This is a genomic window from Gordonia zhaorongruii, from assembly GCF_007559005.1.
GTDB lineage: Bacteria > Actinomycetota > Actinomycetes > Mycobacteriales > Mycobacteriaceae > Gordonia > Gordonia zhaorongruii.
On sequence record NZ_CP041763.1, the window covers coordinates 1,946,712 to 1,968,630 of the forward strand.

The 21,919-nt window shown below is 67.8% G+C and carries 22 protein-coding genes; 8 read left to right on the forward strand and 14 right to left on the reverse strand.

Annotated elements, in window-relative coordinates; genetic code table 11:
• Positions 1-70: 70 nt before the first annotated feature.
• From FO044_RS08985 to FO044_RS09010, 6 genes are all read right to left on the reverse strand, one after another.
• Positions 71-1,951: a peptidoglycan D,D-transpeptidase FtsI family protein gene (locus FO044_RS08985; protein WP_132991560.1), complete on the reverse strand. Its 1,881-nt coding sequence runs from the start codon at positions 1,949-1,951 to the stop codon at positions 71-73.
• A gap of 21 nt (positions 1,952-1,972) precedes the next feature.
• Positions 1,973-2,698 carry a cell division protein FtsL gene (gene ftsL, locus FO044_RS08990; RefSeq protein WP_235831284.1) on the reverse strand — a complete coding sequence of 242 codons (726 nt, stop codon included), beginning with the start codon at positions 2,696-2,698 and terminating at the stop codon, positions 1,973-1,975.
• Between the two features lie 8 nt (positions 2,699-2,706).
• Positions 2,707-3,654 (reverse strand): 16S rRNA (cytosine(1402)-N(4))-methyltransferase RsmH, encoded by a 948-nt coding sequence (gene rsmH / locus FO044_RS08995; protein ID WP_244945807.1) that lies wholly within the window; start codon positions 3,652-3,654, stop codon positions 2,707-2,709.
• 244 nt (positions 3,655-3,898) lie between these two features.
• Positions 3,899-4,336, reverse strand: coding sequence for a division/cell wall cluster transcriptional repressor MraZ (gene mraZ / locus FO044_RS09000; protein ID WP_132991562.1), 438 nt, complete (start codon positions 4,334-4,336; stop codon positions 3,899-3,901).
• A 409-nt stretch (positions 4,337-4,745) separates the two neighbouring features.
• The gene (locus tag FO044_RS09005) at positions 4,746-5,177 is read right to left on the reverse strand and encodes a DUF3040 domain-containing protein (RefSeq protein ID WP_132991563.1); all 432 of its coding nucleotides are present in this window, start codon (positions 5,175-5,177) and stop codon (positions 4,746-4,748) included.
• 53 nt (positions 5,178-5,230) lie between these two features.
• The gene (locus tag FO044_RS09010; protein WP_165943026.1) at positions 5,231-5,722 is read right to left on the reverse strand and encodes an SAV_6107 family HEPN domain-containing protein; all 492 of its coding nucleotides are present in this window, start codon (positions 5,720-5,722) and stop codon (positions 5,231-5,233) included.
• Between the two features lie 187 nt (positions 5,723-5,909).
• Here FO044_RS09010 and FO044_RS09015 point away from each other — a divergent pair, with 187 nt between their 5' ends.
• Both FO044_RS09015 and FO044_RS09020 read left to right on the forward strand, forming a co-directional pair.
• Entirely contained in the window at positions 5,910-6,596 is a 687-nt protein-coding gene (locus FO044_RS09015; protein ID WP_235831285.1) for a GNAT family N-acetyltransferase, read from the forward strand.
• Positions 6,597-6,625: 29 nt separating this feature from the next.
• Positions 6,626-7,429, forward strand: a complete 804-nt coding sequence (locus FO044_RS09020; RefSeq protein ID WP_132991565.1) for an LppM family (lipo)protein — start codon at positions 6,626-6,628, stop codon at positions 7,427-7,429.
• Positions 7,430-7,432: 3 nt separating this feature from the next.
• Here FO044_RS09020 and FO044_RS09025 read toward each other — a convergent pair whose 3' ends face one another.
• A complete protein-coding gene (locus FO044_RS09025; RefSeq protein ID WP_235831286.1) occupies positions 7,433-8,410 on the reverse strand; it encodes a methylenetetrahydrofolate reductase in 978 nt (325 codons plus the stop codon).
• Positions 8,411-8,555: 145 nt separating this feature from the next.
• On the opposite strand from FO044_RS09025, the gene FO044_RS09030 reads away from it, so the two are divergent.
• Genes FO044_RS09030 through FO044_RS09045 form a run of 4 tightly spaced genes read left to right on the forward strand, consistent with a single transcriptional unit; the run spans position 8,556 to position 13,567 of the window.
• The gene (locus tag FO044_RS09030) at positions 8,556-9,680 is read left to right on the forward strand and encodes a polyprenyl synthetase family protein (RefSeq protein WP_244945733.1); all 1,125 of its coding nucleotides are present in this window, start codon (positions 8,556-8,558) and stop codon (positions 9,678-9,680) included.
• A gap of 4 nt (positions 9,681-9,684) precedes the next feature.
• Positions 9,685-11,205 (forward strand): phytoene desaturase family protein, encoded by a 1,521-nt coding sequence (gene crtI, locus FO044_RS09035; protein ID WP_132991568.1) that lies wholly within the window; start codon positions 9,685-9,687, stop codon positions 11,203-11,205.
• Positions 11,206-12,666: a polyprenol phosphomannose-dependent alpha 1,6 mannosyltransferase MptB gene (gene mptB, locus FO044_RS09040; RefSeq protein WP_132991569.1), complete on the forward strand. Its 1,461-nt coding sequence runs from the start codon at positions 11,206-11,208 to the stop codon at positions 12,664-12,666.
• Positions 12,659-13,567 (forward strand): phytoene/squalene synthase family protein, encoded by a 909-nt coding sequence (locus FO044_RS09045; RefSeq protein WP_132991570.1) that lies wholly within the window; start codon positions 12,659-12,661, stop codon positions 13,565-13,567. The genes mptB and FO044_RS09045 overlap by 8 nt, the downstream gene beginning before the upstream one ends.
• Positions 13,568-13,582: 15 nt before the next feature.
• Here the strand turns inward: FO044_RS09045 and FO044_RS09050 are convergent, their stop codons facing one another.
• On the reverse strand, positions 13,583-13,948 hold the full coding sequence (locus tag FO044_RS09050) for an Rv2175c family DNA-binding protein (protein WP_132991571.1): 366 nt from the start codon (positions 13,946-13,948) through the stop codon (positions 13,583-13,585).
• 70 nt (positions 13,949-14,018) lie between these two features.
• On the opposite strand from FO044_RS09050, the gene FO044_RS09055 reads away from it, so the two are divergent.
• Positions 14,019-15,182: a protein kinase domain-containing protein gene (locus FO044_RS09055; RefSeq protein ID WP_132991572.1), complete on the forward strand. Its 1,164-nt coding sequence runs from the start codon at positions 14,019-14,021 to the stop codon at positions 15,180-15,182.
• Between the two features lie 9 nt (positions 15,183-15,191).
• Here FO044_RS09055 and FO044_RS09060 read toward each other — a convergent pair whose 3' ends face one another.
• Complete coding sequence (locus FO044_RS09060) at positions 15,192-16,595, reverse strand: class II 3-deoxy-7-phosphoheptulonate synthase (protein ID WP_132991573.1); 1,404 nt, start codon at positions 16,593-16,595, stop codon at positions 15,192-15,194.
• 10 nt (positions 16,596-16,605) lie between these two features.
• Positions 16,606-17,106 carry a polyadenylate-specific 3'-exoribonuclease AS gene (locus FO044_RS09065; protein WP_132991574.1) on the reverse strand — a complete coding sequence of 167 codons (501 nt, stop codon included), beginning with the start codon at positions 17,104-17,106 and terminating at the stop codon, positions 16,606-16,608.
• Positions 17,107-17,146: 40 nt separating this feature from the next.
• Here FO044_RS09065 and FO044_RS09070 point away from each other — a divergent pair, with 40 nt between their 5' ends.
• Positions 17,147-18,460, forward strand: coding sequence for a glycosyltransferase 87 family protein (locus FO044_RS09070; protein WP_132991575.1), 1,314 nt, complete (start codon positions 17,147-17,149; stop codon positions 18,458-18,460).
• A 6-nt stretch (positions 18,461-18,466) separates the two neighbouring features.
• Here the strand turns inward: FO044_RS09070 and FO044_RS09075 are convergent, their stop codons facing one another.
• From FO044_RS09075 to FO044_RS09090, 4 genes are all read right to left on the reverse strand, one after another.
• Positions 18,467-19,210, reverse strand: a complete 744-nt coding sequence (locus tag FO044_RS09075; RefSeq protein WP_132991576.1) for a lysophospholipid acyltransferase family protein — start codon at positions 19,208-19,210, stop codon at positions 18,467-18,469.
• 55 nt (positions 19,211-19,265) lie between these two features.
• Complete coding sequence (locus FO044_RS09080; RefSeq protein WP_132991577.1) at positions 19,266-20,252, reverse strand: ROK family protein; 987 nt, start codon at positions 20,250-20,252, stop codon at positions 19,266-19,268.
• Between the two features lie 21 nt (positions 20,253-20,273).
• Positions 20,274-20,618 carry a hypothetical protein gene (locus tag FO044_RS09085; RefSeq protein ID WP_132991578.1) on the reverse strand — a complete coding sequence of 115 codons (345 nt, stop codon included), beginning with the start codon at positions 20,616-20,618 and terminating at the stop codon, positions 20,274-20,276.
• Between the two features lie 74 nt (positions 20,619-20,692).
• Positions 20,693-21,907, reverse strand: coding sequence for an ArsA family ATPase (locus tag FO044_RS09090; RefSeq protein WP_132993263.1), 1,215 nt, complete (start codon positions 21,905-21,907; stop codon positions 20,693-20,695).
• Between the last annotated feature and the right edge of the window lie 12 nt (positions 21,908-21,919).

Consider the following 21,919-nt stretch of genomic DNA (forward strand, 5'->3'; position numbering starts at 1 on the left):
CCGCAGTGCACCGCAAGGGATGCGGCAGCGCGGCCCGGGGGTCGCCGATGAATCTACCGCGAAGTGCGCGTCAGGACTGCAGCCGGAGCCTCGGAGCGGGGTGGTCCGAGAACGGAACGCGCTCGTGCTTCAGCAGCCACGAGCCGATGGTCCCGAAGAGCGGTGCCGCGCTCTGTCCGCCGGTTCCGTCGGAGCTGCGCGTCGGGTTGTCCATCATGATGCCGATCACGAAACGGGGATCGTCAGCGGGCGCGATCCCGGCGAACGTGATGTTGTAGCTCGACTTCGAGTAGCAGTTGCACTTCGGGTCGACCTGCTGAGCGGTGCCCGTCTTGCCGGAGGTCTGGTAACCGGCGATGGCCCCCTCGGCGCCGGTGCCCTGCTGGACGCCGGCGTCGTCACTCTGCATGACCGCCCGGAACATGTCGACCACCGTGCGAGCCGTCTCCGGGGAGACGACCTGAACCGGGTCGCCCTTCTCCTCCGTGCCCGAGAGAATTCGCGGCGGCACCCGCAGACCGTGGTTCGCCATCGCCTGGAACATCGACGTCATCTGCAACAACGTCATCGAGAGTCCCTGCCCGATGGGGAGGTTCGCGAACGAACCACCGGACCACTGGCTCAGCGCGGGCACCGCTCCGGGGCTCTCACCTGGCAGCGCGATGCCGGTCTGCTCACCGAGGCCGAACTTCTGCAGCATGTCGGCGAACCGGCGCTCCCCCACTCGCTTGGCGAGCATCAGGGTGCCGACGTTCGACGATTTGCCGAAGATGCCGGTCGTCGTGAACGGCTGCGTCCCGTGGGGCCACGCGTCGTTCACCGTGATGCCGGACATCCGGATCGAACCCGGTACCTGCAGGACTTCCTCCGGTGTGGTGACCCCGGCCTCGATGGCGGCGGCCGCCGTGACGATCTTGTTCACCGAACCCGGCTCGAACGGCGACGTCACCGAGCGATTGCCGAGTTCGGCGTCCTTCTGCTGACCGAGCGGTTCGGATGCGTTGAAGGTGTTGTCGTTCGCCATCGCCTGGACCTGACCGGTCTTGCTGTCGAGGACCACTGCCGACACGTTGTTCGCCCCCGACGCCTTCTTGGCCATGTTGACCTGACTCTGGACGAACCACTGCAGATCGGAGTCGAGCGTGAGCCGGACGGTGTCCCCGTCCATGGCCGGGTGCACATTGCGCTTGCTGCCCGGAATGACCGCGCCGTCGCGCCCCTGGTCGAATGTCTGGGTGCCGTCCGTGCCCGCCAGCACCGGATCGAGCGACGACTCGAGGCCGATGAGCCCGTTTCCGTCGAAGTTGACGTCGCCGACGACATTGGCCGCAAGCGATCCGCCGGGATAGACGCGGATGGCCTGCGGATCAGCACCGACCTCGGGGAACTCCTCCATGATCTGCGCGGCGAGCTCCGGTGTGATCGATCGCGCCAAGTACACGAAGTCCTTGTCGGACGCCAGCTTCGCCAGCAGATCCTCGGCACTGATGCTTCCACCGAGCTTGGACGACACGCCGGCGGCGATCTCCTGAAGACGCGTGCGCACATCGGGCAGCGCAGGGTCCTTCTTGTGCTCCTCGTCGATCTGCTTGCGCACCGATACGGGCAGGAAGGTGAGAGCACGTGCCTCGTCCGTGTGCGCGAGGAGACGACCGTTGCGGTCGACGATCGACCCGCGCATAGCGGGCAGGAGCTGGGTCACCGAGCGCTGCTGGGCCGCACGCTCGGACAGCGAGTCGGCATTGATCACGTGGACATAGACCATCCGGCCGCTCACCAGCACCAACACGATCACGATGATCACCCAGAGCATGCGCTGACGGCCGATGAACCGATCGGAGGGTGCGGTATCGAGCTCGTCCAGGCGGTCGTCGGGTGGCGGCGGCGCTCCAGCGCTCGACCGGCCACCCGCTCTGGACACCGGTGGGCGCACGGAACGGGATCGGGTCATGATGATCGATTGTCCCCCGCGTCAGTGCGCAGGAGCGGGATTCGGGGTCGGCGTGGCGGCTGCCGAAGGGATCACATTCGACGTCGGCGAATCCTGCGCATCTGGCGCATCCGGGGATGCAGTGTCGTCCGGAGCAGTGTCGGCCGGAGCACGGTCGTCCGGAGCACGCGTACCCGAGGTGTTCCGGTCACCGCCGAGCCCCTTGGAGTCGTCGACTTTCGACTCGTCGATCTTCGCGACCGGGTCCGGAGCCGGGTTCAATGCGGGCAGCGGCTTGCCCTCGGCCCGTTCGGCCTCGCCGACGACGCGCGACTTCCCGTTCGGGCCGATCACGACCTGGGCGGCACCGTCGCTCGGCACCATGCCGAGACGTCCGGCCTTCTGTGCGAGTTCCGGAGCGGTGTCGCTCTTGTCGAATTCTCGTTTGAGCCCGTCAGCCCGGTTCTGCAGCGTCTGATTCTGCTCGCGCAGCGCGTCGATGGCGTACGAATCCTGGGCTGACCTGGTCGACAGGTAGAGAGTGAGCGCGAGCGCGCCGACGATCAGCACCAGGACGGGGAACACCAACGGCACGCCACCGATGCGCCGCTTCGTCATGGTCGCGACGGTGGATCCACGGCGCTCACGGCGATCGAGCGCCCGCTGGGCGGCCTTCGACCGACTCGGCCGATCCAGTGTCGAGGCCCCCCGGCCACGACGCGATCGCGCGCCGGCATGGCTGGTCGTCGCCTTGCGTTCGTCGAGCATTACGCTCATCATTCGCCCCCATCTGACGCCACACGTTCGATTGCCCGAATTCGAACCGGCGCAGAGCGCGGGTTCGCTTCCCGTTCGGCTTCATCGGCCTGTTCCGCCCCGCGCGTGACGAGGGCGAACCGGGCGGCCGTACCCGGAAGATCCACCGGCAGGCCGGCAGGTGTCGTGTTGCGGACCATCCTCGCGAAATCCCGTTTCACGATCCGGTCCTCGAGTGACTGGTAGCTCATCACGGCGAGGCGGCCACCGACCTCGAGCAGGTCGAGGGACGCCGGAATCACGCCGCGGAGTGAATCCAGCTCGTGATTGACCTCGATCCGCAGCGCCTGGAACGTGCGCTTGGCCGGATGTCCCCCGGTTCGCCGCGTCGCCGCCGGAATGGTCGCGTACAGGAGTTCCACGAGCCGTCCACTGGTCGTGAACGGCTCGACGGCCCGGGCCCGCAGAACCGCCGACGCGATCTTCCCGGCGAACCGCTCCTCCCCGTACTCGCTGAGCACCCTGGCGAGTGCACCGTGGTCGTACGTGTTGAGGACATCGGCCGCGGTCAGCTCGTCGTCGGCGTTCATCCGCATGTCGAGCGGAGCATCGACCGAGTACGCGAACCCTCGGTCTGCACGGTCGAGCTGCATCGACGACACTCCGAGGTCGAGGAGCACTCCGTCGACAGTGTGCAGGCCGGCCGAGCGTGCGACATCGGCCACTTCGTCGTACCGGGCGTGGTGAAAATGGACTCGAGTCGAGAGTCTCCCGAGACGTTCGCGTGCGATGTCGATGGCTGCGGTGTCACGGTCGATCGCGTGAACGGTGAGGCCGGTCAACCGGGTGAGGAAGTACTCGGTGTGACCGCCCGCGCCGAGCGTTCCGTCGATGAGCACCGCACCAGAGCCGTCTGCGGACACGCGGGTGAGCGCCGGTGCGAGTAGATCGAACATCCGCTCGGCCATGACCGGCACGTGGCCGTGTTCGCCGTGCTGATGTTCGCTCACCGCGCCCCCATCTCGTTCGCTGCTGTCTCGTTCACTGCCGTTTCTCGTGTGCACACTCGGTGCGGGAAACGACATTGCGGTGAGGCGGGGTCCCCGCCCGATACGCACCTGGCGTTGGGGAAGTACGTCAGGGTCGATCGGGCCGAGGCCTCGACTCACCGCAGGTGTCGTCCGTGAATGTTCAGTTCGTCAATTCGCAGGCTCAGAGGATCGAGTCCAGGGCGGCCGATCCGGCGTTCGAGAACGTCTCTTCGTGCTGCGCCTGGTACTCGCGCCACTTCTGCGCGTCCCAGATCTCCAGGTGGTCGTACGAGCCGATGACCACGCACTCCTTGGATAGCTCCGCGTAGTCGCGATGCTCCGCCGAGAGGCTCACCCGCCCCTGACCGTCGAGCCGTTGCTCGTCGGCGCCTGCGAAGAAGTACCGGAGGAAGGCCCGCGCTTCCGGGTCGTTGCGCGATGCCGTCACCGCCTTGTCGGCGATGGCGTCGAACTCCTCGGTTCGGTACACCGACAGGCTTCGGTCCTGGCTTCTCGTGACCATGACCCCTCCTGACAGTGCGTCCCGAAACTTGGCGGGCAACGTGAGTCGCCCTTTGTCGTCGAGTTTTGGCGTGTAAGTGCCGACGAAGCGAGCCATGTCGGCACCTCCTCACCGGTTCCGGGTTCAGAGGTCCGGTTCCCCCCCCCTCGCCCAGTGATGCCCACAGTACCCCACTTTCCACCACTTTCCACCCATCAGGCCCCACTTTCGCTCCACCATCGATCAAAACCGCAGGTCAGATCGACTTACATGATGGAGATTCTCCGATTCGGCAGGTGCGCCCGGCGTGTCGCCTCCTTGTCAGATGAGATGAAAACGCACGTGAGTGACCATTGGGATATTGAGAATTCATGCGGTGGGTGAAAGTGGGGACCAGGGTTCGCACGTGGGCAGATGCCCGCGTGAACACAAAAATCGGGGCCGCATCCCTTTCTCGAAAGGTGATGCGACCCCGATTGCAGGTCTTGTACTGCTAACTCACGGCTGGCTCACAGGCCGTCTGAACTCACAGACCGTCCTGGTCGAAGCGACGGTGGAACCGCTCTTCCATGCGCGAGCTCAACGACGACTTCGAGCTCTTCCCGTCCCCGCGGGGGGTATGAGTCTTGCCTCCGGACTTGACTCCACGCTCCGACGCGGCGCCCTTGTCGCCGTTGTCGTGGCCGCCGGCGAGCAGGCCGAACGCGGCTGCACCGAACATGACGAGGAACCCGGCGAAGCTCAGGATCTTCAGTCCGCCGATCTCGACATCGACCATCAGGCCGCCGACCAGCATGCCCAGCCCGATCAGCACACCCAGCACCGCGATGAGGCGGCGCCGCGCAGTGGGGCGGACGACGCGCTTCTTAGTGACGCTCGAGGCGAACTTCGGATCCTCGGCGTAGAGCGCGCTTTCAATTTCGTCGAGCATGCGCTGCTCGTGCTCAGAAAGCGGCACTGTCCCTCCCTCGCGGTTACCTGGGCATTCTCGGTCTACGACCAGTTCACCCTTCATGATACGAGTAGTTCGCCGGTTCGACCACTACTGCGCGATGAAGATCTGCGGCGAACCCCGATTCTGCCTTGTTCATAGGACAGAAGTGTCGCATCTGCAAGATCGAGAAACTCCATCGCGCGACGCTCCGCGCGAGCGCACAGAGTGGAGTCGACGGTGCGCACCAGACCGGCTTCGACATTGGCGCGCATCGTGGAGAGCCCTCCGAAGTACTCAGCCAACTCGTGCGCCTCGGGTGCCACCGCGCGGATCCGGCTCCACGCATCGCCTGCATTCCGACGCCTGCGAACCGGCCCCGACGGCTCGTACACGGCGAGCACGGCTCCGGCCGCCCGGATCGCGGTGAGGTAGAACAGCCGGAACCGTTCGGCACCGTCATCCTCCACCGCCGACGCCACGTCGAACAGGCCTTCGGCTCGTTCGAGGAGGTCTCTGCTCCGCATCACGACGTGCTCGTCGACGGTGTGCGTCGCGCCTGTGCGTGCCATCGGATCACCGCCCTTCCGTGTGTCCATCCATCCGAACCCGGGATACCGCGCTCCGTGCGCCGTCCCGTCGGCTGATCTGACTGAACAGTCCCACGGGGGTCCGACAATTTCCGTCGCGCTACTGTCGCTGGAAAGAATTTCGGCCACGAGACGCTTGGGCCCACGAGATGCTTGGGAGGGACCGGCAGTGACCGCGCGAACCTCGTCCCAGATCCGGCTGGTGGAACTGCGCGCAGAAGAGGCACACGTCTGGCTCGACCCGGCCGTCCACACCTATGTGACGGCGATGAACTACCCGCGGGGCACCGAGAGCCAGCGGATCCCACTGTGGCGCGATCACATCGCGCGCCCCGGATGGTTCGCCGTCGGCGCTCTGGCACCGGTCTCCGGCGTCGAATCGCTGCGCCCCAGCATCAGCCGCCTCCGCGTCGACGGACTTCGCGGCGCCGGGCAGGAGGTCCTGGTCGGGGTCGCGTACGGCTACCGCGGCGCCCGGGACCAATGGTGGAATCAGCAGTTGCGATCGGGGATGCGACGCGCGGGCCGGACCGCCGAGGACATCTCCGCGATCACCGCCGACTACTTCGAGCTCACCGAACTGCACGTCCACCCGACAGCCCAGGGCTGCGGCGTCGGCGAGCGACTGCTGGCTGCGCTGCTCGCCGGCCGCCCCGAGTTCGCCGTTCTGCTGTCCACGCCCGAAGTGCCGCACGAGGAGAACCGGGCGTGGTCGTTGTACCGGCGTCTCGGTTTCCAGGACGTGCTGCGCCACTTCACCTTCATCGGCGACCCCCGCCCGTTCGCGTTCCTCGGCCGACGGCTTCCACTGCCCCGACCGTTCGTGAGCCCGCCGCACTCCGTGTCGCGAAGGTGATTGCGGCCATCCTCTGGCACGATGACAGCGTGAAGTCACTGCGCCGAGTCCCGACCCTCGCTGTCGTCGCACTGCTTGCGCTCGTGCCGCTCCTGTCGGGCTGCCTCACCAAGTCGACGACGGTCGGTGACCAGTTCTCCGGCCGTGTGCTGGTCGCAGCGAGCCCCGACGCCGGACCGACCACGCCGGCCTTCGACATTCCGGCATCACTGCGCAGCCAGGTGTGGGCGACGGATTTCCCGTCCGAGAACGCCGCGCCCGCCCCGTCGTCTACCAAGTCGCCCGACGCCCCGGGCGGCCCGGCACCGACCGCGGAGGGCAAATCCGGAGCCGAGTTGTCGTTCGACAGTCTCACCGCAGGTCAGTTCAGTCAGCTCGGCGACATCATCGCCGCCGCGCTCCCCGATCCCACCGCCACGGTGGATCTCAAAGCCAATCGCAGCGGCGACTTCGTCCGGCTGCGCGGGTCGTCATCACTCGCCGAACTGGAGCCGAAGACCTCGTATCTCGCGATCACCGTCGACTTCGCCGGCCCGGTGATCGCCACCAACGGTCAGCAGACCGGCGATTCCACTGTCACCTGGCTTCCGCAGCCGGGGCAGACCAGCGACTTCAACGCCGACTCGGAGTACTCCGACCCCGCGACGGCGGCGATCCCCAGCTGGTCGTGGTTCATGCTGCTGCTGTGTGCGGCTGTCATCGCGTTCGTCGCGATCGCCGCGTTCAAGAATCAGGACCGCATGCCGCGGCCCGGCCGGGTGCTCCCCAGCCGCACGTTCACCAGGCGCAGCGACGAAGTGCCCGCAGAGCCGGAGAAGTCCGCCGACGACTGACCCTCAGGCGGGCGCGAACGCACCGAGAGTGTCGACTCCGATGCGATCGAGCACCTCGCTGGTCGCCTTCGCGAAGTTGAGACTGCAGAAGTGCAGGCACGGCGCGCCCTCGTCGATCAGGCGCTGTGCCATCTCCGTGCACAGGTCGATGCCGACCGCGCGGATCGCGTCCCGGTTCTCCTCCGGTCCGTCGCCCGCAGCGCGAACGAGTCGTTCCTCGACGGCAGCCGGAATCGTGCTGCCGGACAGTTCGGTCATGCGCCGCGCGCTCGCCAGCGAGGTGATCGGCATCAGCCCGGGGATGAGCGGCTTGGCGCCCTGTTCCGGGTCGGCCGCCACCACCCGGTCACGCAGGCGGAGGTAGTCCTCCACGTCGAAGAACATCTGGCTCACCGAGTACTCGGCCCCCGCCCGCAGCTTGCGGACCAGGTTGGCGGTATCTGCCTCCAGGTCGGGTGCCCGGTGATGCCCCTCGGGAAACGAGGCGACGCCGGTGTGGAAGTCACCGAGGCCACCGATCAGGTCGACCAGCTCCGATGCGTAGCTCACCCCCTCGGGATGGGCCACCCACTCGCCCAGCGGATCCCCGGGCGGGTCGCCGCGCAGCGCGAGGAGGTTGGCGATGCCCTTGTCCGCGTACGAACCGACGAGCGCCCGCAGCTCATCGACGCTGTGGTTGACGGCCGTGAGGTGCGCGACGGTCAGAAGCGTGGTCTCCGTGGCGAGTTGGCCCGCGATGCGCACCGTGCGATCCCGCGTGGAACCGCCCGCACCGTAGGTGAGCGACACGAACGCCGGGTTCATCCGCTCGAAGGTCCGGACGGCACGCCACAGGCGCGCTTCGGCCGCTTCGTCTCGCGGGGGAAAGAATTCAACGGAGAACGGCACGGGCCCGCTGTGCGGGGCCGCCAGCCGCTCGACGACCGACTGGCCGGTACCGGGACCCGTCGCGTCGGTCGCCACTGCAGTTGGTTCACTCACGCCCCGATCATACGGACGAGCCGGACACCGACGGCAACGGCGAGTGCGCATGCGTGGATCGGGTTGCAGCGGAGTTGCACCCGGCGCTCGCACCCCTTCGCCCGTGAGGGCGGTCACCCGTGGGCACCCCGGTAAGGTGATCCGCGTGGTGAATCTGACCGGTGTGGAGCTGACCGGAGTGCCCGCTGCGGTCGAGACGGTGCTGGCCGAGTTCTTCCAGGCTACGACCCCGGCGCTCGAATCGATCTACCCCACTGCCGCCGAAGCCGGATCGGCTCTCGCCGACTTCGTGATGACCGGCGGCAAACGAGTTCGACCGCTCTTCGTCTACGCGGGACGCCAGTGCGCGGGCGAGCTCGACGACGATCCGGACGGCGTTAAAATCACGGTGAGTGAAACCCTGAGGGCGTGTGCTGCGATCGAGCTCATCCAGGCCTGCGCACTGGTGCACGACGACATCCTCGACCGGTCGGACACCCGCCGCGGCCGGCCGACCGTCCACCGGCGATTCGAGACTCTGCACGCACAGCGCGGCTGGGATGCCGATTCGGGGCACTACGGCGACTCTGCGGCGATCCTCATCGGCGATCTGGCCCTGGCGTGGGCCGACGATCTCTTCCACGGGGTGGCTCCCCTGCCTGCCGACCGGCAGACCCCGCCCCCGCGGCCCGTTCCGTTCGCGGCATCGGCCGTGTGGTCGCAGATGCGCACCGAGGTCCTCGGCGGGCAGTTCCTCGACATCACCAATGAGGTCGCCGGCGACGAGTCGCTGACCGCCGCCTATCGCGTGATGGAGTACAAGACCGCCGCCTACACGGTCGCCCGACCGCTCGAACTCGGTGCGACTCTGGGTGGCGCCGAACCGGCCCTGTGCCGGGAGCTGCACGGCATCGGCATCGATCTCGGGGTCGCCTTCCAGCTCCGGGACGACCTACTCGGCGTCTTCGGCGACCCCGCCGAGACCGGCAAGCCCTCGGGTGACGACCTGATCGCCGGTAAGCGCACCGCACTGCTGGCCGTGGCCCTCGAGCACGCCGATGCCGCGCAGTCCGACCTGCTGCGTGACTGCGTCGGCACACGATTGACCGAGGCGGAGCTGACAACCGCCCGCGAGGTGCTTGCCGCAACCGGCGCGGTGAGCGAGATCGAGCAGCAGATAGACGCTCGACGCGACGCCGGACTGGCCCGCATCGCCGCTCTCGACGTCACCGACCGGGCACGCGCCGATCTGACGGCCCTCGCGCACCGGATCACCAGCCGGAACCGGTGACGGCATGAACCGAACTTCCCGCGTGGCCGTCGTGGGAGCCGGCCTCGCCGGTCTCACCGCAGCCGCTCATCTGCGCGCCACGGGAGCCGACGTGACCGTGTTCGAGTCGTCGGCCGCACCCGGCGGCCTGGTTCGCACCGAGACCATCGACGGTCACCGGTTCGATACCGGCGCAACGGTTCTCACAATGCCCGAACTGATCGTCGACACACTCGGAGCACTGGGGATCAGCGCCGCGGACGCCCGTGAGCGGCTGGCCCTGCGACCGGTCGACCCGAGCTACGTGATGAATTACGCGGACGGCACCTCGTTGTCGGTGCCGCACGATGCGGCGCAGATCCCGGCCGCCGTCGAGTCGGCGTTCGGCGCCGACTCGGCCCACGGCGTGGTCGAGCTGCTCGCCTGGCTGCGCAACGTGTACGACGCCGAGTACGACGTGTTCATCGACCGAAATTACCGGGGACTCGCGGACCTGACGGACACGCGCACCCGCCGGGCTGCCGCCGAGCTGACCCGACTCGGCGCACTCGGCGGCCTGACCGGGGCGGTGTCGCGCTTCGTCGCCGATGAGCGACTGCAGCGCGCCTTCACCTTCCAGGCTCTGTATGCGGGCGTACCACCGCACCGGGCTCGCGCGATCTACGCGATCATCGCCGACATGGACATCGGTCGCGGGGTATCGGCCCCGGCAGGCGGCATGGGACGGCTCGGCGACGTGCTCGCGGCCGCACTCACCGACGCAGGAGTGCGCATCGAGTACCAGGCCCCGGTGCGGGCGTTGCGGCGCGGATCGGACGGCTCCGTGACAACGGTGGTGACCGATACCGGTGACGGCGTCGACGTGGACGCCGTGATCGCCACCACCGAGCGGGATGCCACGGCGGCGCTCCTCGGAAGCGGCCGCCGCATGCGCACACTGCAGTACTCCCCCAGCGCCGTCGTCGTGCACGGCCTGGTCCCCGAGGGGATGACCAGCCGGTGGCGGTCCGGACACCACACCGTCGACTTCGGTGCGGCCTGGACGCAGACGTTCGCCGAGATCACCGGCCGCGACGGAAGAGTGATGACCGATGGGTCGTTCCTCATCACGCGCAGCGCCGTCGCCGACCGAGAGACGTTCGTCGCCGACGGACTGGAGTCGGTGTCGGTGCTCGCCCCCACCCCGAACCTGATTTCGGCCGATCTCGCCTGGGGCGAGTTGGCCGGCCCGTACACGGCAGAGGTCCTCCGGACCCTCACCGGCCGCGGATACCCGGGGATGGACGAACTGCGGATCTCCCGGATCGACCATCCGCGCACATGGCTCCGGGACGGACTGCCCGCGGGCACGCCGTTCTCGGTAGCCCACAGCGTGCGCCAGACCGGCCCGCTCCGCACCGCCAACGTGTGGCCGTCGGTCCCGAACCTGTTTCTCGCCGGCAGTGCGACCGTGCCGGGCGTCGGAATCCCGCCGGTCGTCGTCTCCGGCGGACTCGCCGCGGCACGTGTCGCCGAATTGCTGCACGGACCGGAAGAGGCACGGTAGATGTCGGACGTGATCAGGCGTTACCCGAACGCGGTCCTCGGGTTCATCGGCTCCCTCGGAGTGATGGCCGGCAGCTACGGACTCGCCGACGTCCCCCGCAACGATTCGACGCTCGCCGATGCCGGCCTGGCGCCGATGACCTATGGCCACGGCAAGACGCTGGCGGGCATCGCCTTCTGGCTGGGAGTCGCACTCATGGTGATCGCGTGGGTGCGGATCGGCCGCGATCACCGTGCGATGACACTCCGGGCGACCTCGGCGACGGCGCTCGCGTGGGCCGCACCGCTGATGTTCGCCGTGCCGACATTCAGTCGCGACGTCTACGCGTACCTCGGTCAGGCGACCGTGCTCGCCGACGGATTCGATCCCTACCAGGACGGACCGGCACACGTTCCGGGTCCCGTCCTCGATTCGATGGCGCAGATCTGGGCCCCGACGACGTCGCCGTACAGCCCCGCGTTCATGCTGCTGGCCCGCGGCGTGGTCGGAGTGACCGGGGAGAACGTCTTCGCTGGGGTGATGGCGTTCCGGGTGGTCCTGCTGCCCGGACTCCTTCTGGCGTTGTGGGCGGTACCACGGATCGCGGCGCATTTCGGCGCCAGCCGACGGCTCGGCGTCTGGCTGGCGGTACTCAATCCCATGCTGCTGATCCACCTGGTCGGCGGGCCGCACTCGGAGCTACTGCTGATGGGCGTCCTCGCCGCGGGCATCGCCCTCGCCCTGGGCCGCCGCCACGTGTGGGGGCTCGTGGTTCTCGGCGTCGCCGCAGCACTCAAGGTGACGGCCGGCGTCGCGGTGCCGTTCGTCCTGTGGATCTGGCTCGCGCACCTGCGGCGCGACCGAGAGGTGACGGCCCGCGACAGGATCGGGATGTTCGCGGCGACCGCCGCGATCCCGTCTGCCGTCTTCGGCGCGTTCACGATGATCCTCGGACTCGGGTTCGGATGGTTGAACGGTCTCGCGTTCGCGGACCGCATCATCAACCCGTTCACCGTTCCCACACTCCTCGGGCACGTGTTCAGTTACCTTCTCGCACCGTTCCACGTCTGGAATCTGCAGGAGATCCTCGGAATCACCCGAACCATCGGATCGGTGGTGCTAACGGTGCTGCTGGTGCTGTTCTGGTGGCGGGGCCGCCACGACGAGCGCGGCGCGATGAGGTTCATGTGCTTCGCCATGTTCGCCGTCCTGCTCCTCGAGCCGTCGACGCTCCCCTGGTACTACTCGTGGCTCACCGTGCTGGTGGTGGCGTTCACGCTGCCACTGTGGGCCCGTCAGGTGATCGTCGGGCTGAGCGCTTACCTGCTGATAGTGTTCCAGCCGGACGACTCCATCTTGTTCTACAATCCGCTCGAATCAGCACTCGCCGTGGCGCTCGGTGTGCTGGCCGCGGTGTCGTTGCGCACACCCGATCCGCTCCGTCTGCGACGGTTCGGTTCGCTCGTTCGCGGTCATGCCTGACGCCGCCCGCGGTTTCGCTCTCGCCAGATCGCTGACCGCCCGGGCGGGCCGCACCTACTACCTCGCCTCGACGCTTCTTCCGGTCCGGCGCCGCCGAGCCGTGCACGCCCTGTACGGCTTCGCGCGCATCGTGGACGACGTCGTCGATCGCCCATCCGGATCCGGCGGCCTGCCCGCCGCGGACCGGTTGAACCAGCTGGAGTCCGGCTTGGCCGCATCGCTGGCGGAAACAGCTCTCCCCCGGGGACTCTCATCCGATGATCAAGATCTGCTCGCCGCGCTCGCCGTCTCCGTGCACGAGCATTCGATCCCCGTCGAGACCTTCGGTCGGTTCCTCACGTCGATGCGGATGGACGTGCCCGGGACGCCGGTGTCCCGCAACCGGTACCGCACCCTGGACGAGCTCTCCGAGTACACGAACGGCTCGGCGGCGGCGATCGGTCTGCAGCTCGTCCCGGTCCTCGGCGCTGATCCCGACCTCACCGCAGGTGCTGCACTGCTCGGCGAGGCGTTTCAGTTGACGAACTTCATCCGCGACGTCGCCGAAGACCTCCGGCGCGACCGGATCTACCTGCCACTGGACGAGCTCGCTCCTTTCGGTGTGGACGAGGCGACCCTCCGCAGCGATCTGCTGCGCGGCCGCACCAGCCCACCACTGCGGGCCGCGCTCAAGCATCTGATCGCCGTCAACCGCGACCAGTACCGGCGCACCACCGCGTCGATCGCCGCGCTTCCGCCGCTGAGCAGGCCGGCGATCTCGGCGGCCACTCGCTCGTACAGCGACATCCTGCGCGCAGTGGAACGCGCCGACCTCGATGTGATGGGCGGCCGGGCCGTCGTCCCGGCGACGACGCGCATCGGGCACGCCGCCGTCTCGCTGGTGTCGCCACCGCGATTCTGAGCGGCTCGGCGCCCGTTAGAAGGCCTGCGCCTGTGCGCGCCGGATCACTTCGCGCGCCGAGTCGGTGTGCAGGGCGTCCGCCGGGCGCAAGCCGAGGTCCTCCTGTTCGGTGAACAGCCACTCCAGTGCCTCGTCGCGCGTGTAACCGCCGTCGAGAAGGGTCGTGACGAGGCCTTCGATGTGCTTCGCGAGGCCGCCTGGGCCGAAGAACGCGGCCGGGATCACCGGCTCACCGCCGCGGGAGGCGGCGAGCAGGTTGTGGTCGCGGATCAGCGTGCGGACCCGACTCGTCGAGATGCGCAGACGCCGGGCTGCGTCGTCGAGCCCGACAGTCTCGGCGTCGTCGGGAAGGATGTCGATGGAAAGCGGTAGGGAGGCCACGGCAGGTGACATTACTCGCCGGTGCTCGGGTCGTGGGAGAAGCGGTCGTCACCGGGTAGATTCGATCACCATGACCACCCCCGCCGACCCGCTGATAGGCCGCGTTCTCGAGCGCCGCTATCAGATCGACGCGCCGATCGCGCGCGGCGGGATGTCGGCGGTGTACGTCGGGACCGATCTTCGGCTCCACCGTCGGGTCGCGGTCAAGGTGATGGACGCCCGTTACGTCGGCGACCCGCAGTTCCTGCGGCGCTTCGAGTTCGAGGCCCGCGCGGTCGCCGGGCTCAATCATCCGGGCCTGGTCGCCGTGTACGACCAGAGCATCGACGGTGAGATCGCCTTCCTGGTGATGGAGCTGGTGCGCGGGGGTAGCGTGCGCGAGCTGCTGCGCGAGCGCGGGCCGATGCCGCCGCACGCCGTATCGGCGGTCGCTATCCCGATGATGGGCGGCCTCGGAACCGCGCATCGCGCCGGCCTGGTGCACCGCGACGTGAAACCGGAGAACGTCCTGATCTCCGATACCGGCGACATCAAGGTGGCCGATTTCGGATTGGTCCGCGCGGTGGCCGAGGCGGGAGTCACCTCGGCCAGTGTCATCCTCGGGACCGCCGCCTACCTGTCGCCCGAGCAGGTGTCATCGACGGAGATCGACGCGCGCAGCGACGTGTACTCGGCGGGCGTCCTGTTGTTCGAACTACTCACGGGTCGCCAGCCGTTCAGCGGATCGACGCCGTTGGCGCTCGCTTACCAGCGTCTGAGTTACGACGTTCCCGCCCCGGGCGACATCATCGACGGCATCCCGCCCCAGATCGACGAGATCGTCCTGCAGGCTACCGAGCGTCGGCCGCAGGACCGTTTCATCGACGGATTCGCCATGCAGCACGCGCTCTTGGACGCGGTCGACGAGATCGGGCTTCCGGCGTTCACCGTGCCCGCACCCAGCCAGGCGTCGGCTCGCGTCACGTCGGCGATCTCCCGCCCGCGGCAGGATCGGCCGGCCGCGCAGCAGCCTCACCCGGACGACGAGGCGTATGCGGACGGGACGCACCGGGACCATGAGGCGAACCCCGACCTCGAGGACATACTCGAAGACGAGCCGGATCACGACGAGACTGATCACGACGAACCGCTCGCGACCGGTCGTCTGACCGCGTTCATCTGGCTCGTACTGGTGGCGCTCATCGCCAGCGGTATCGGCGCCCTCGGCTGGAGTGTCGGGTCGGCGCTCGCCTGAAGCGACGGATCAGCCGCGCAGCATCTCCGCGACCAGGAATGCCAGTTCCAGCGACTGCTGGGTGTTCAGTCGCGGATCACACGCGGTCTCGTAACGGCCTTCCAGATCCAGATCGGAGATGTCCTGGGCGCCGCCGAGGCACTCGGTGACATCCTCACCGGTCAGTTCGATGTGAATGCCGCCCGGGTGGGTGCCGAGCGCGCGATGAACCTCGAAGAAGCCCTGGACCTCGTCGACGACACGGTCGAAGTGGCGGGTCTTGAAGCCGGTCGACGCGGTGTGCGTGTTGCCGTGCATCGGGTCGCACTGCCAGATCACCTTGTGTCCGGTGTCCTCCACCGCCTGCACGATGGCGGGCAGTACTTCGCGGACCTTGTCGTTGCCCATGCGCGAGACGAGAGTCAGCCGGCCGGGACGCTTGTCCGGGTCGAGGAGCTTCACGTACTCGACAGCCTGTTCGGGCGTCGTCGTGGGGCCGATCTTCATGCCGATCGGGTTGCTGATCAGCTTGGCCAATGCGACGTGCGCGCCGTCGATCTGCCGGGTGCGCTCACCGATCCACAGGAAGTGCGCCGACAGGTCGTACAGGGTCTTCTCGTCGGTCGCCTCGCCGCCGCGCGGATTATCGGCGAGACGCAGCATCCCGCGCTCGTAGTCGAGGACGAGCGCCTCGTGCGAGGCGAAGATCGACGCGGACTCGAGGCTCGAATCGGTGACGCCGCAGGCGTCCATGAATCGGAGTCCGCGATCGATCTCGGCGGCCAGCGCTTCGTAGCGTGCGCCCGCCGGTGACGTGCGAACGAACTCCCGGTTCCAATTGTGGACGCGGGCCAGGCGCGCTTCCGCACCGGTCAGTGCACGGACCAGGTTCATCGCCGCCGATGCGTTCGCGTACGCGCGCACCAACCGGGACGGATCGTGCACGCGTGCGGCTTCGTCCGCAGCGAGCGCGTTCACCATGTCGCCGCGATACGAGAGAAGTCCGAGAGCGTCGGTGTCGGACGACCGCGGCTTCGCGTACTGCCCCGCGATCCGGGCCACCTTCACCACCGGGAGACTCGCTCCGTACGTCAGTACGACGGCCATCTGCAGCAACGTGCGGATGTTGCCCTTGATGTGCGGTTCGGTGTTGGCGGCGAACGTCTCGGCGCAGTCGCCGCCCTGCAGCAGGAACGCGCGGCCGTGCGCCACCTCGGCGAGCTGGTCGGCGAGCGCCTCCACCTCGGTCGGCATGCAGATCGGCGGCACGCTCTCCAGAACGGTGCGCATCTTGCGCGCTTCGCTCGCCGGCCAGTTCGGCTGCTGGAGCGCGGGGCGTGCCAGCACGTCCTCGAATCGCTCCGCGAGCGATCCAGGCAGCGGCGGCAGTTCGGGAAGCTCGTCGATGGGTACGTCTACGGTCCAGTTCACCACGATGCCCAGCCTATCCTGCGCCGACGTCTCCACGGTTCGCCGCCTCGATAGCGATCCACTTATTCAGGTTGTGCCGGGCGTCTGCCAACGCATCATGAGCGTCGCGGGGCGCGAGGGGGAGCTTCGGCGATCCCGCGTCCTCCCAGCGCTGCTTCAGCTCACGGGTGAACCGCGGCATGTCACGCGGCAGTTCGGTCATCGGCCCCCACAACTGACAGAGGACGACGTGGTCGTACGCGGCGACCCACGCCCACAACTCGATCGGCCCCTCCCCTGCACCGAGGAAAGCATGCAGATCGTCGCGGATGGCACGCCGGGAGCGCCACGCCTTATCGGCAGGCGACGGCAGCTTGTCGAGGACGTTCGCGCGCACCCAGTTTCCGGCCCGTGCGGGATCGAACTCGGTTGACACCGCGTAGAACTCACGGCCGTCCTCACTCACCACGCCGATCGACACCAACTCGATGGTCGTCCCGTCTTCGATGAACTCGGTGTCGTAGAAATAGCGCACGAGTTGAAGGTTAACCCCCCGTACCGTCCATAATCTCCCTATGCCCTCCTCGACTCGCGTCGCCGAAGCCGTGCTGCGTCGGTGGCGGCCGAGTCCCGTCGTCACCGCCCTGATCGTGATCGCCTTCGCCGCGTCGGCGACACTGCAGATCGGCGGTGTGCCCTTCACCTCGAGTTTCGGTACCAGAACCCGGTTCGACATGGACGTTTACCGGATCGGCGGCCAACTCTGGCATCAGGGATTCAGCCTGTACGCCGACGGTTCGATGCCGTTCACCGAGGACGGCATCTGGCTGCCGTTCACCTATCCTCCGTTCGCCGCCCTCCTGTTCACCCCCCTCGGTGCCATGTCGCTGACTGTGACCAGTGTGGGCATATCGGTCATCACGGTCCTCCTGCTCATATATGTGACGAAGGTGACCCTGGCGATTCTCGACGTCGGCAGCCCGCACAATCGATGGCAGTTGAGCATCGCGGTCTCGGCGGTCACACTCTGGTTCAACCCCGTCTGGATGACCTTGGGGTTCGGCCAGATCAACATGGTGCTGACGGCGATCGTCTTCGTCGATGTGTTCGTCATCGGCCGGCGTGCGGGTCCGGGCGCCCGCGTTCAGGGGGTGCTCACCGGTTTGGCGTCCGCGATCAAACTGACTCCCCTCGTGTTCCTCGGCATCTTCCTCGTAGCCGGCCGGGTCCGTGCAGTGGCGATGGGCCTGGCGACGTTCGTGACGGCGGGCGTGATCGGGTGGCTGTGGATCCCCGACGACTCGAAGACGTACTGGACGGACACCCTCTTTCACACCGGCCGCATCGGTGAGCCGGAGGGGCGGATCAATCAGAATCTGAACGCCATGTGGCTGCGGATCTTCGGCGAGAGCGGATCGACTGCGCCGATGTTCTGGATCGCCACGAGTGTGATCGTGACCGTGCTGGCGGCGTTCGCCGTGTTCGCGGCACGCCCGAAGGAGGCCTTCGCCCCCGGGCCCGTGAACGGTCGGGTGAACGCGATGGTCGTGGCCTGCTCGATCGCGATCTGGGGACTGCTGGTCTCGCCGACCACATGGGCCCACCATTGGGTCTGGTACGTGCCGGCCATCGCGACCTGCCTCGTTTTCGCGGTCCGGACCGGCCGGGCGGCCGCTCGCCGGGTCTACGGGTCTCTGGCCGTGGTCGGAACTTTGATCTTCGCGGTCGGACCGTTCCAGCTGCTGCCGCCGATTCAGGACGGCTGGGCGTGGTGGCAGCACGTCATCGGGAACACGTACACGTTCTGGGGTATCGCCCTGCTCATCGCCTTCTGGCGGATGCCGTACCGACCATCGGTACCGGCAGTCGGTGTGCTGCAGGAGGACTGAACGCGCTCAGGCCGCTCCGGACGGCGGGTTCTCCGCTTCACCGGTCATGACGTCTTCGGCCTTGCGGTACGTTCCGTCTTTGTTCTTGAGCTTGCCCGCGTAGATGTCGACGTACTCCTGGCCGGTGAGTCGCATCAGCTCGTACATGATCTCGTCGGTGACCGCCCGCTCGATGAAACGGTTTCCGGCCATTCCCTCGTAGCGCGAGAAGTCCATCGGCGCACCGAATTTCACCGTGATCCGAGTGGGGCGCGGCATGATGGTTCCGGGCGGGTTGATGCGGTCGGTACCGATCATCGCGACCGGGATCACCGGCTTTCCGGTCTCGAGCGCGATGCGGGCCAGACCGGTCTTGCCCTTGTACAGTCGGCCATCCGGAGAACGCGTCCCCTCCGGATACAGGCACAGCAATCCGCCGTCCTCCACCACTCTCCGGCCCGCGTTCAGTGCACCCAACGCGGCGTCTCCGCCTGCCCGGTCGATGGGGATCTGTCCGACCGCAGTGAAGAACACCTTCTTGAGCCACCCCTTGAGCCCGCTCTCGGTGAAGTACTCCGCCTTGGCCAGGAAATAGACGCGACGGCGCAGCATCATCGGCAGATAGAAGCTGTCGACGACGGCGAGGTGGTTCGATGCGAACAGCGCACCACCGGATTCGGGGACGTTCTCATCGTGTCCCTCACTGCGCGGGCGCCCCATGAGGGCGAGACCTGGGCCCACGAACACATACTTCGTCAGGAAATACCACATCGACGTCCCCGTTCCCTATCCACGCAAGCCCGTCTCCACAACGGTGACGCTTACTCTACTGGCTGTCGGACTGCGCCGCGGCAAGCCCCTGACGGGCTATCTGCGCCGCACCGATCACCCCGGCGGGTTCGCCGAGCTGTGTGCCGCGGATGCGCGCCAGCTGCCGGTGCCCGGCACCGGTCACCGACGCCGTGTAATGCTCCCGCGCGTCGTCGAGAATCAATCCGGACGCCGCGCCGACACCGCCCGCCAGCACGATCAGATCCGGGTCGAAGACGTCCGCGATCATACCGAGACCCACCCCGAGCCAGCGCGCCAGATCCGCGTACGCCGCCACCGCGACCGGGTCGCCGTCCGCCGCGGCCGCAGCCACCCGCCTGCCCGTCAGCGAACCCGGATCGGCATCCGATTCCGCGGCCAGTGCGCTACGCGGATACTCCTGAGATGCGAGGAGTTCGACCGCAGTGTCGACCAGCGCGGTACCGCTGCAGTAACGCTCCCAGCAACCGTGCTTGCCGCATGCGCACGGACGGCCGCCGGGCACGACGGTCAGATGACCGAGTTCCGGTGCGACGCCGAAACTTCCACGATATATCTCGCCGCCGAGGATCAACCCGGCGCCGATGCCGGTTCCGATCGCCAGGACCAGCGTGTTGTGGCCGCGCGCGGCGGCCCCGAAGTTGAGCTCGGCGACCGCCGCCGCATTCGCATCGTGCTCGGTGAACACCGGCAGGCCGATACGGGCCTCCATATCGGCCGCCACGTTCGCTTCGCGCCACGCCAGATGAGGCGAGAATCGGACGGTACGCCGATCAGGGGTGAGGAATCCGGCGATCGCCAGACCCACGCCGGCCACCGCCCACCGGTCGCGCAGTTCGCCGACGAGCCGGTCGAGACAGTGTTCCAGCGCCTGCGTCGTCGACGGCGTGGCCGTCCGCAAGGTGTCGAGAACGTGGCCGGAGTCGTCGACGACGCACGCCCGCACACTCGTTCCGCCGATGTCGATTCCCACCGTCAGATCGGTGGTCGCCGGCGCACTCATCGCATGGTCTCCACACTCACCTCAAGGCCGCACGGTGGTGATCCGCACCGGTATCGTCTCGAACGGCGACGGCCGGGCGGTATCGGGCGGCGTCGAGCGCAGCATCTCGGCGATCGCCTCCAGCACGGCGATGAAGGCCGCGAGGATTCGGGCGAGCAGATCGCCGAGCTCCTTCAGCAGCCCGCCGAGTTCGCCTGCCAGTTCGGGGATCGGTCCGGACGACGTGTCCGGCCCGAAGCCAGTGGTCGTACCGCCGATCAGTCCCGCCAGTTGATCGATGTTCGCCGCGAATCCGAGCAGCATGTCCTTCACCGGGTCGTTGCCGCCCGCAGCATCGCCGCGGGAGTCACGCTCGTTGTCGGTCATGGGTTTCTCGGATCCTCCGGCATCAGGTTGTCAGGGCCCATCCGGACCCCCGCGAATTCTACCCGGGGCCCCACTCAGGAAGTGGTGCCGCCCTGCCCCTGCGGCCACACCGCAGGATCAGGAGAGAAGCCGACCACGAGTCGTCCATTCTCCCAGCCTGCTCCACTGACCCGGCAGCGTCGCAGGACGGGCGGGAGCCGCACCGGCTGGCGGAATCCGGAGACGGTGACGAGCAGGTCGTCGCCCGAGCGCCCCAACTCGAGTTGGTCGGGATCGGGAAGCCCCTGGCGCCACCCCAACTCGAACGCCGAGTCGACTCCCTCGCCGGACACCTTGTCGACGGTGAGCGCGGCACTGCCACGCGGCCGACCACTCGGCACCGGGAGCCGGACGCTCAGCTTGCGAAGGCGGGACAGACGGTCGAGCGGTCCGCCCGAGCCGATCTCGCGCACGTCGACCATCGGGTCGTCGATCAGGAGCTCACGGACCCGGTCGGCGACCGCGACGGTCGCGCCCGACCCGCCGGATTCCCCGGCGCTCACCAGAACCGACCGGAGCGGCAGCCCGGTCAGATCCGCCACGGCCAGCTGATCGGGGGCGGCGCGCCGCCCCCGATCGGTTGCGTCGAGCACCAGGTGACCGGCCACCGAATGCGGGTCGGTGAACAACTCGGTGAGGTCCTGGCAGTCACGGTCGATGCCTTCGACGGCCGCCGAGAGCTGCGCCACCGCAGGTTTCTCCGCGGCCTCCGCCAGCCGTGCGTGCCGCGGCCAGAGCCGCTCCAGTGCGGTGGACAGGAGCGCCGGTGCCCGCAGCAGTGCGTGCGGGTCGCCCACGCCGGACATATCGACGATGATCCGACGCCAGACTCCGCTGGTCGCGGCATCCCGGATCCGGCGAAGCATCAGGAACTCCTGTGCGCCTGGAAGGGAGACGATCTCGCCCGGCGCGACCCCGGACAGTGTCCCGACGACGGGCAGGAGATTGCGGACCGACCCGACCGCCGTCAGGGCGGCAGTGAACTCGGCCCACGCCTTCTCCACCACGGACAGCTGATCCAGGTGCAGAAGGTCGACATCCGCAGTGACCGCGACGGGATCTCCGGGGACACGGAACACGCCGAGACGCGCCGGCAGGTACGAATGCGGATCGAGAGTGACGATCAGGGTGTCGCGCTCGGTTCCGAGGGACAGCGGCCCGGAACGGCTGCGCGACGGCGCGTCGACATCGGTGAGCGCGGCGGCCCCGACGAGCACGGAGACGCCCGAGCCACCAGGGCCGAATACCAGATGGATGGGAGT

What these genes read in the sequence shown, in the direction of transcription:
- FO044_RS08985 (WP_132991560.1), bottom strand. Translation starts at nt 1,951, where the DNA reads ATGACCCGATCCCGTTCCGTGCGCCCACCGGTGTCCAGAGCGGGTGGC.
- rsmH (WP_244945807.1), bottom strand. Translation starts at nt 3,654, where the DNA reads ATGGCCGAGCGGATGTTCGATCTACTCGCACCGGCGCTCACCCGCGTG.
- crtI (WP_132991568.1), top strand. Translation starts at nt 9,685, where the DNA reads ATGAACCGAACTTCCCGCGTGGCCGTCGTGGGAGCCGGCCTCGCCGGT.
- ftsL (WP_235831284.1), bottom strand. Translation starts at nt 2,698, where the DNA reads ATGCTCGACGAACGCAAGGCGACGACCAGCCATGCCGGCGCGCGATCG.
- FO044_RS09045 (WP_132991570.1), top strand. Translation starts at nt 12,659, where the DNA reads ATGCCTGACGCCGCCCGCGGTTTCGCTCTCGCCAGATCGCTGACCGCC.
- FO044_RS09055 (WP_132991572.1), top strand. Translation starts at nt 14,019, where the DNA reads ATGACCACCCCCGCCGACCCGCTGATAGGCCGCGTTCTCGAGCGCCGC.
- FO044_RS09010 (WP_165943026.1), bottom strand. Translation starts at nt 5,722, where the DNA reads ATGGCACGCACAGGCGCGACGCACACCGTCGACGAGCACGTCGTGATG.
- FO044_RS09075 (WP_132991576.1), bottom strand. Translation starts at nt 19,210, where the DNA reads ATGTGGTATTTCCTGACGAAGTATGTGTTCGTGGGCCCAGGTCTCGCC.
- FO044_RS09070 (WP_132991575.1), top strand. Translation starts at nt 17,147, where the DNA reads ATGCCCTCCTCGACTCGCGTCGCCGAAGCCGTGCTGCGTCGGTGGCGG.
- FO044_RS09080 (WP_132991577.1), bottom strand. Translation starts at nt 20,252, where the DNA reads ATGAGTGCGCCGGCGACCACCGATCTGACGGTGGGAATCGACATCGGC.
- FO044_RS09085 (WP_132991578.1), bottom strand. Translation starts at nt 20,618, where the DNA reads ATGACCGACAACGAGCGTGACTCCCGCGGCGATGCTGCGGGCGGCAAC.
- mraZ (WP_132991562.1), bottom strand. Translation starts at nt 4,336, where the DNA reads ATGGCTCGCTTCGTCGGCACTTACACGCCAAAACTCGACGACAAAGGG.
- mptB (WP_132991569.1), top strand. Translation starts at nt 11,206, where the DNA reads ATGTCGGACGTGATCAGGCGTTACCCGAACGCGGTCCTCGGGTTCATC.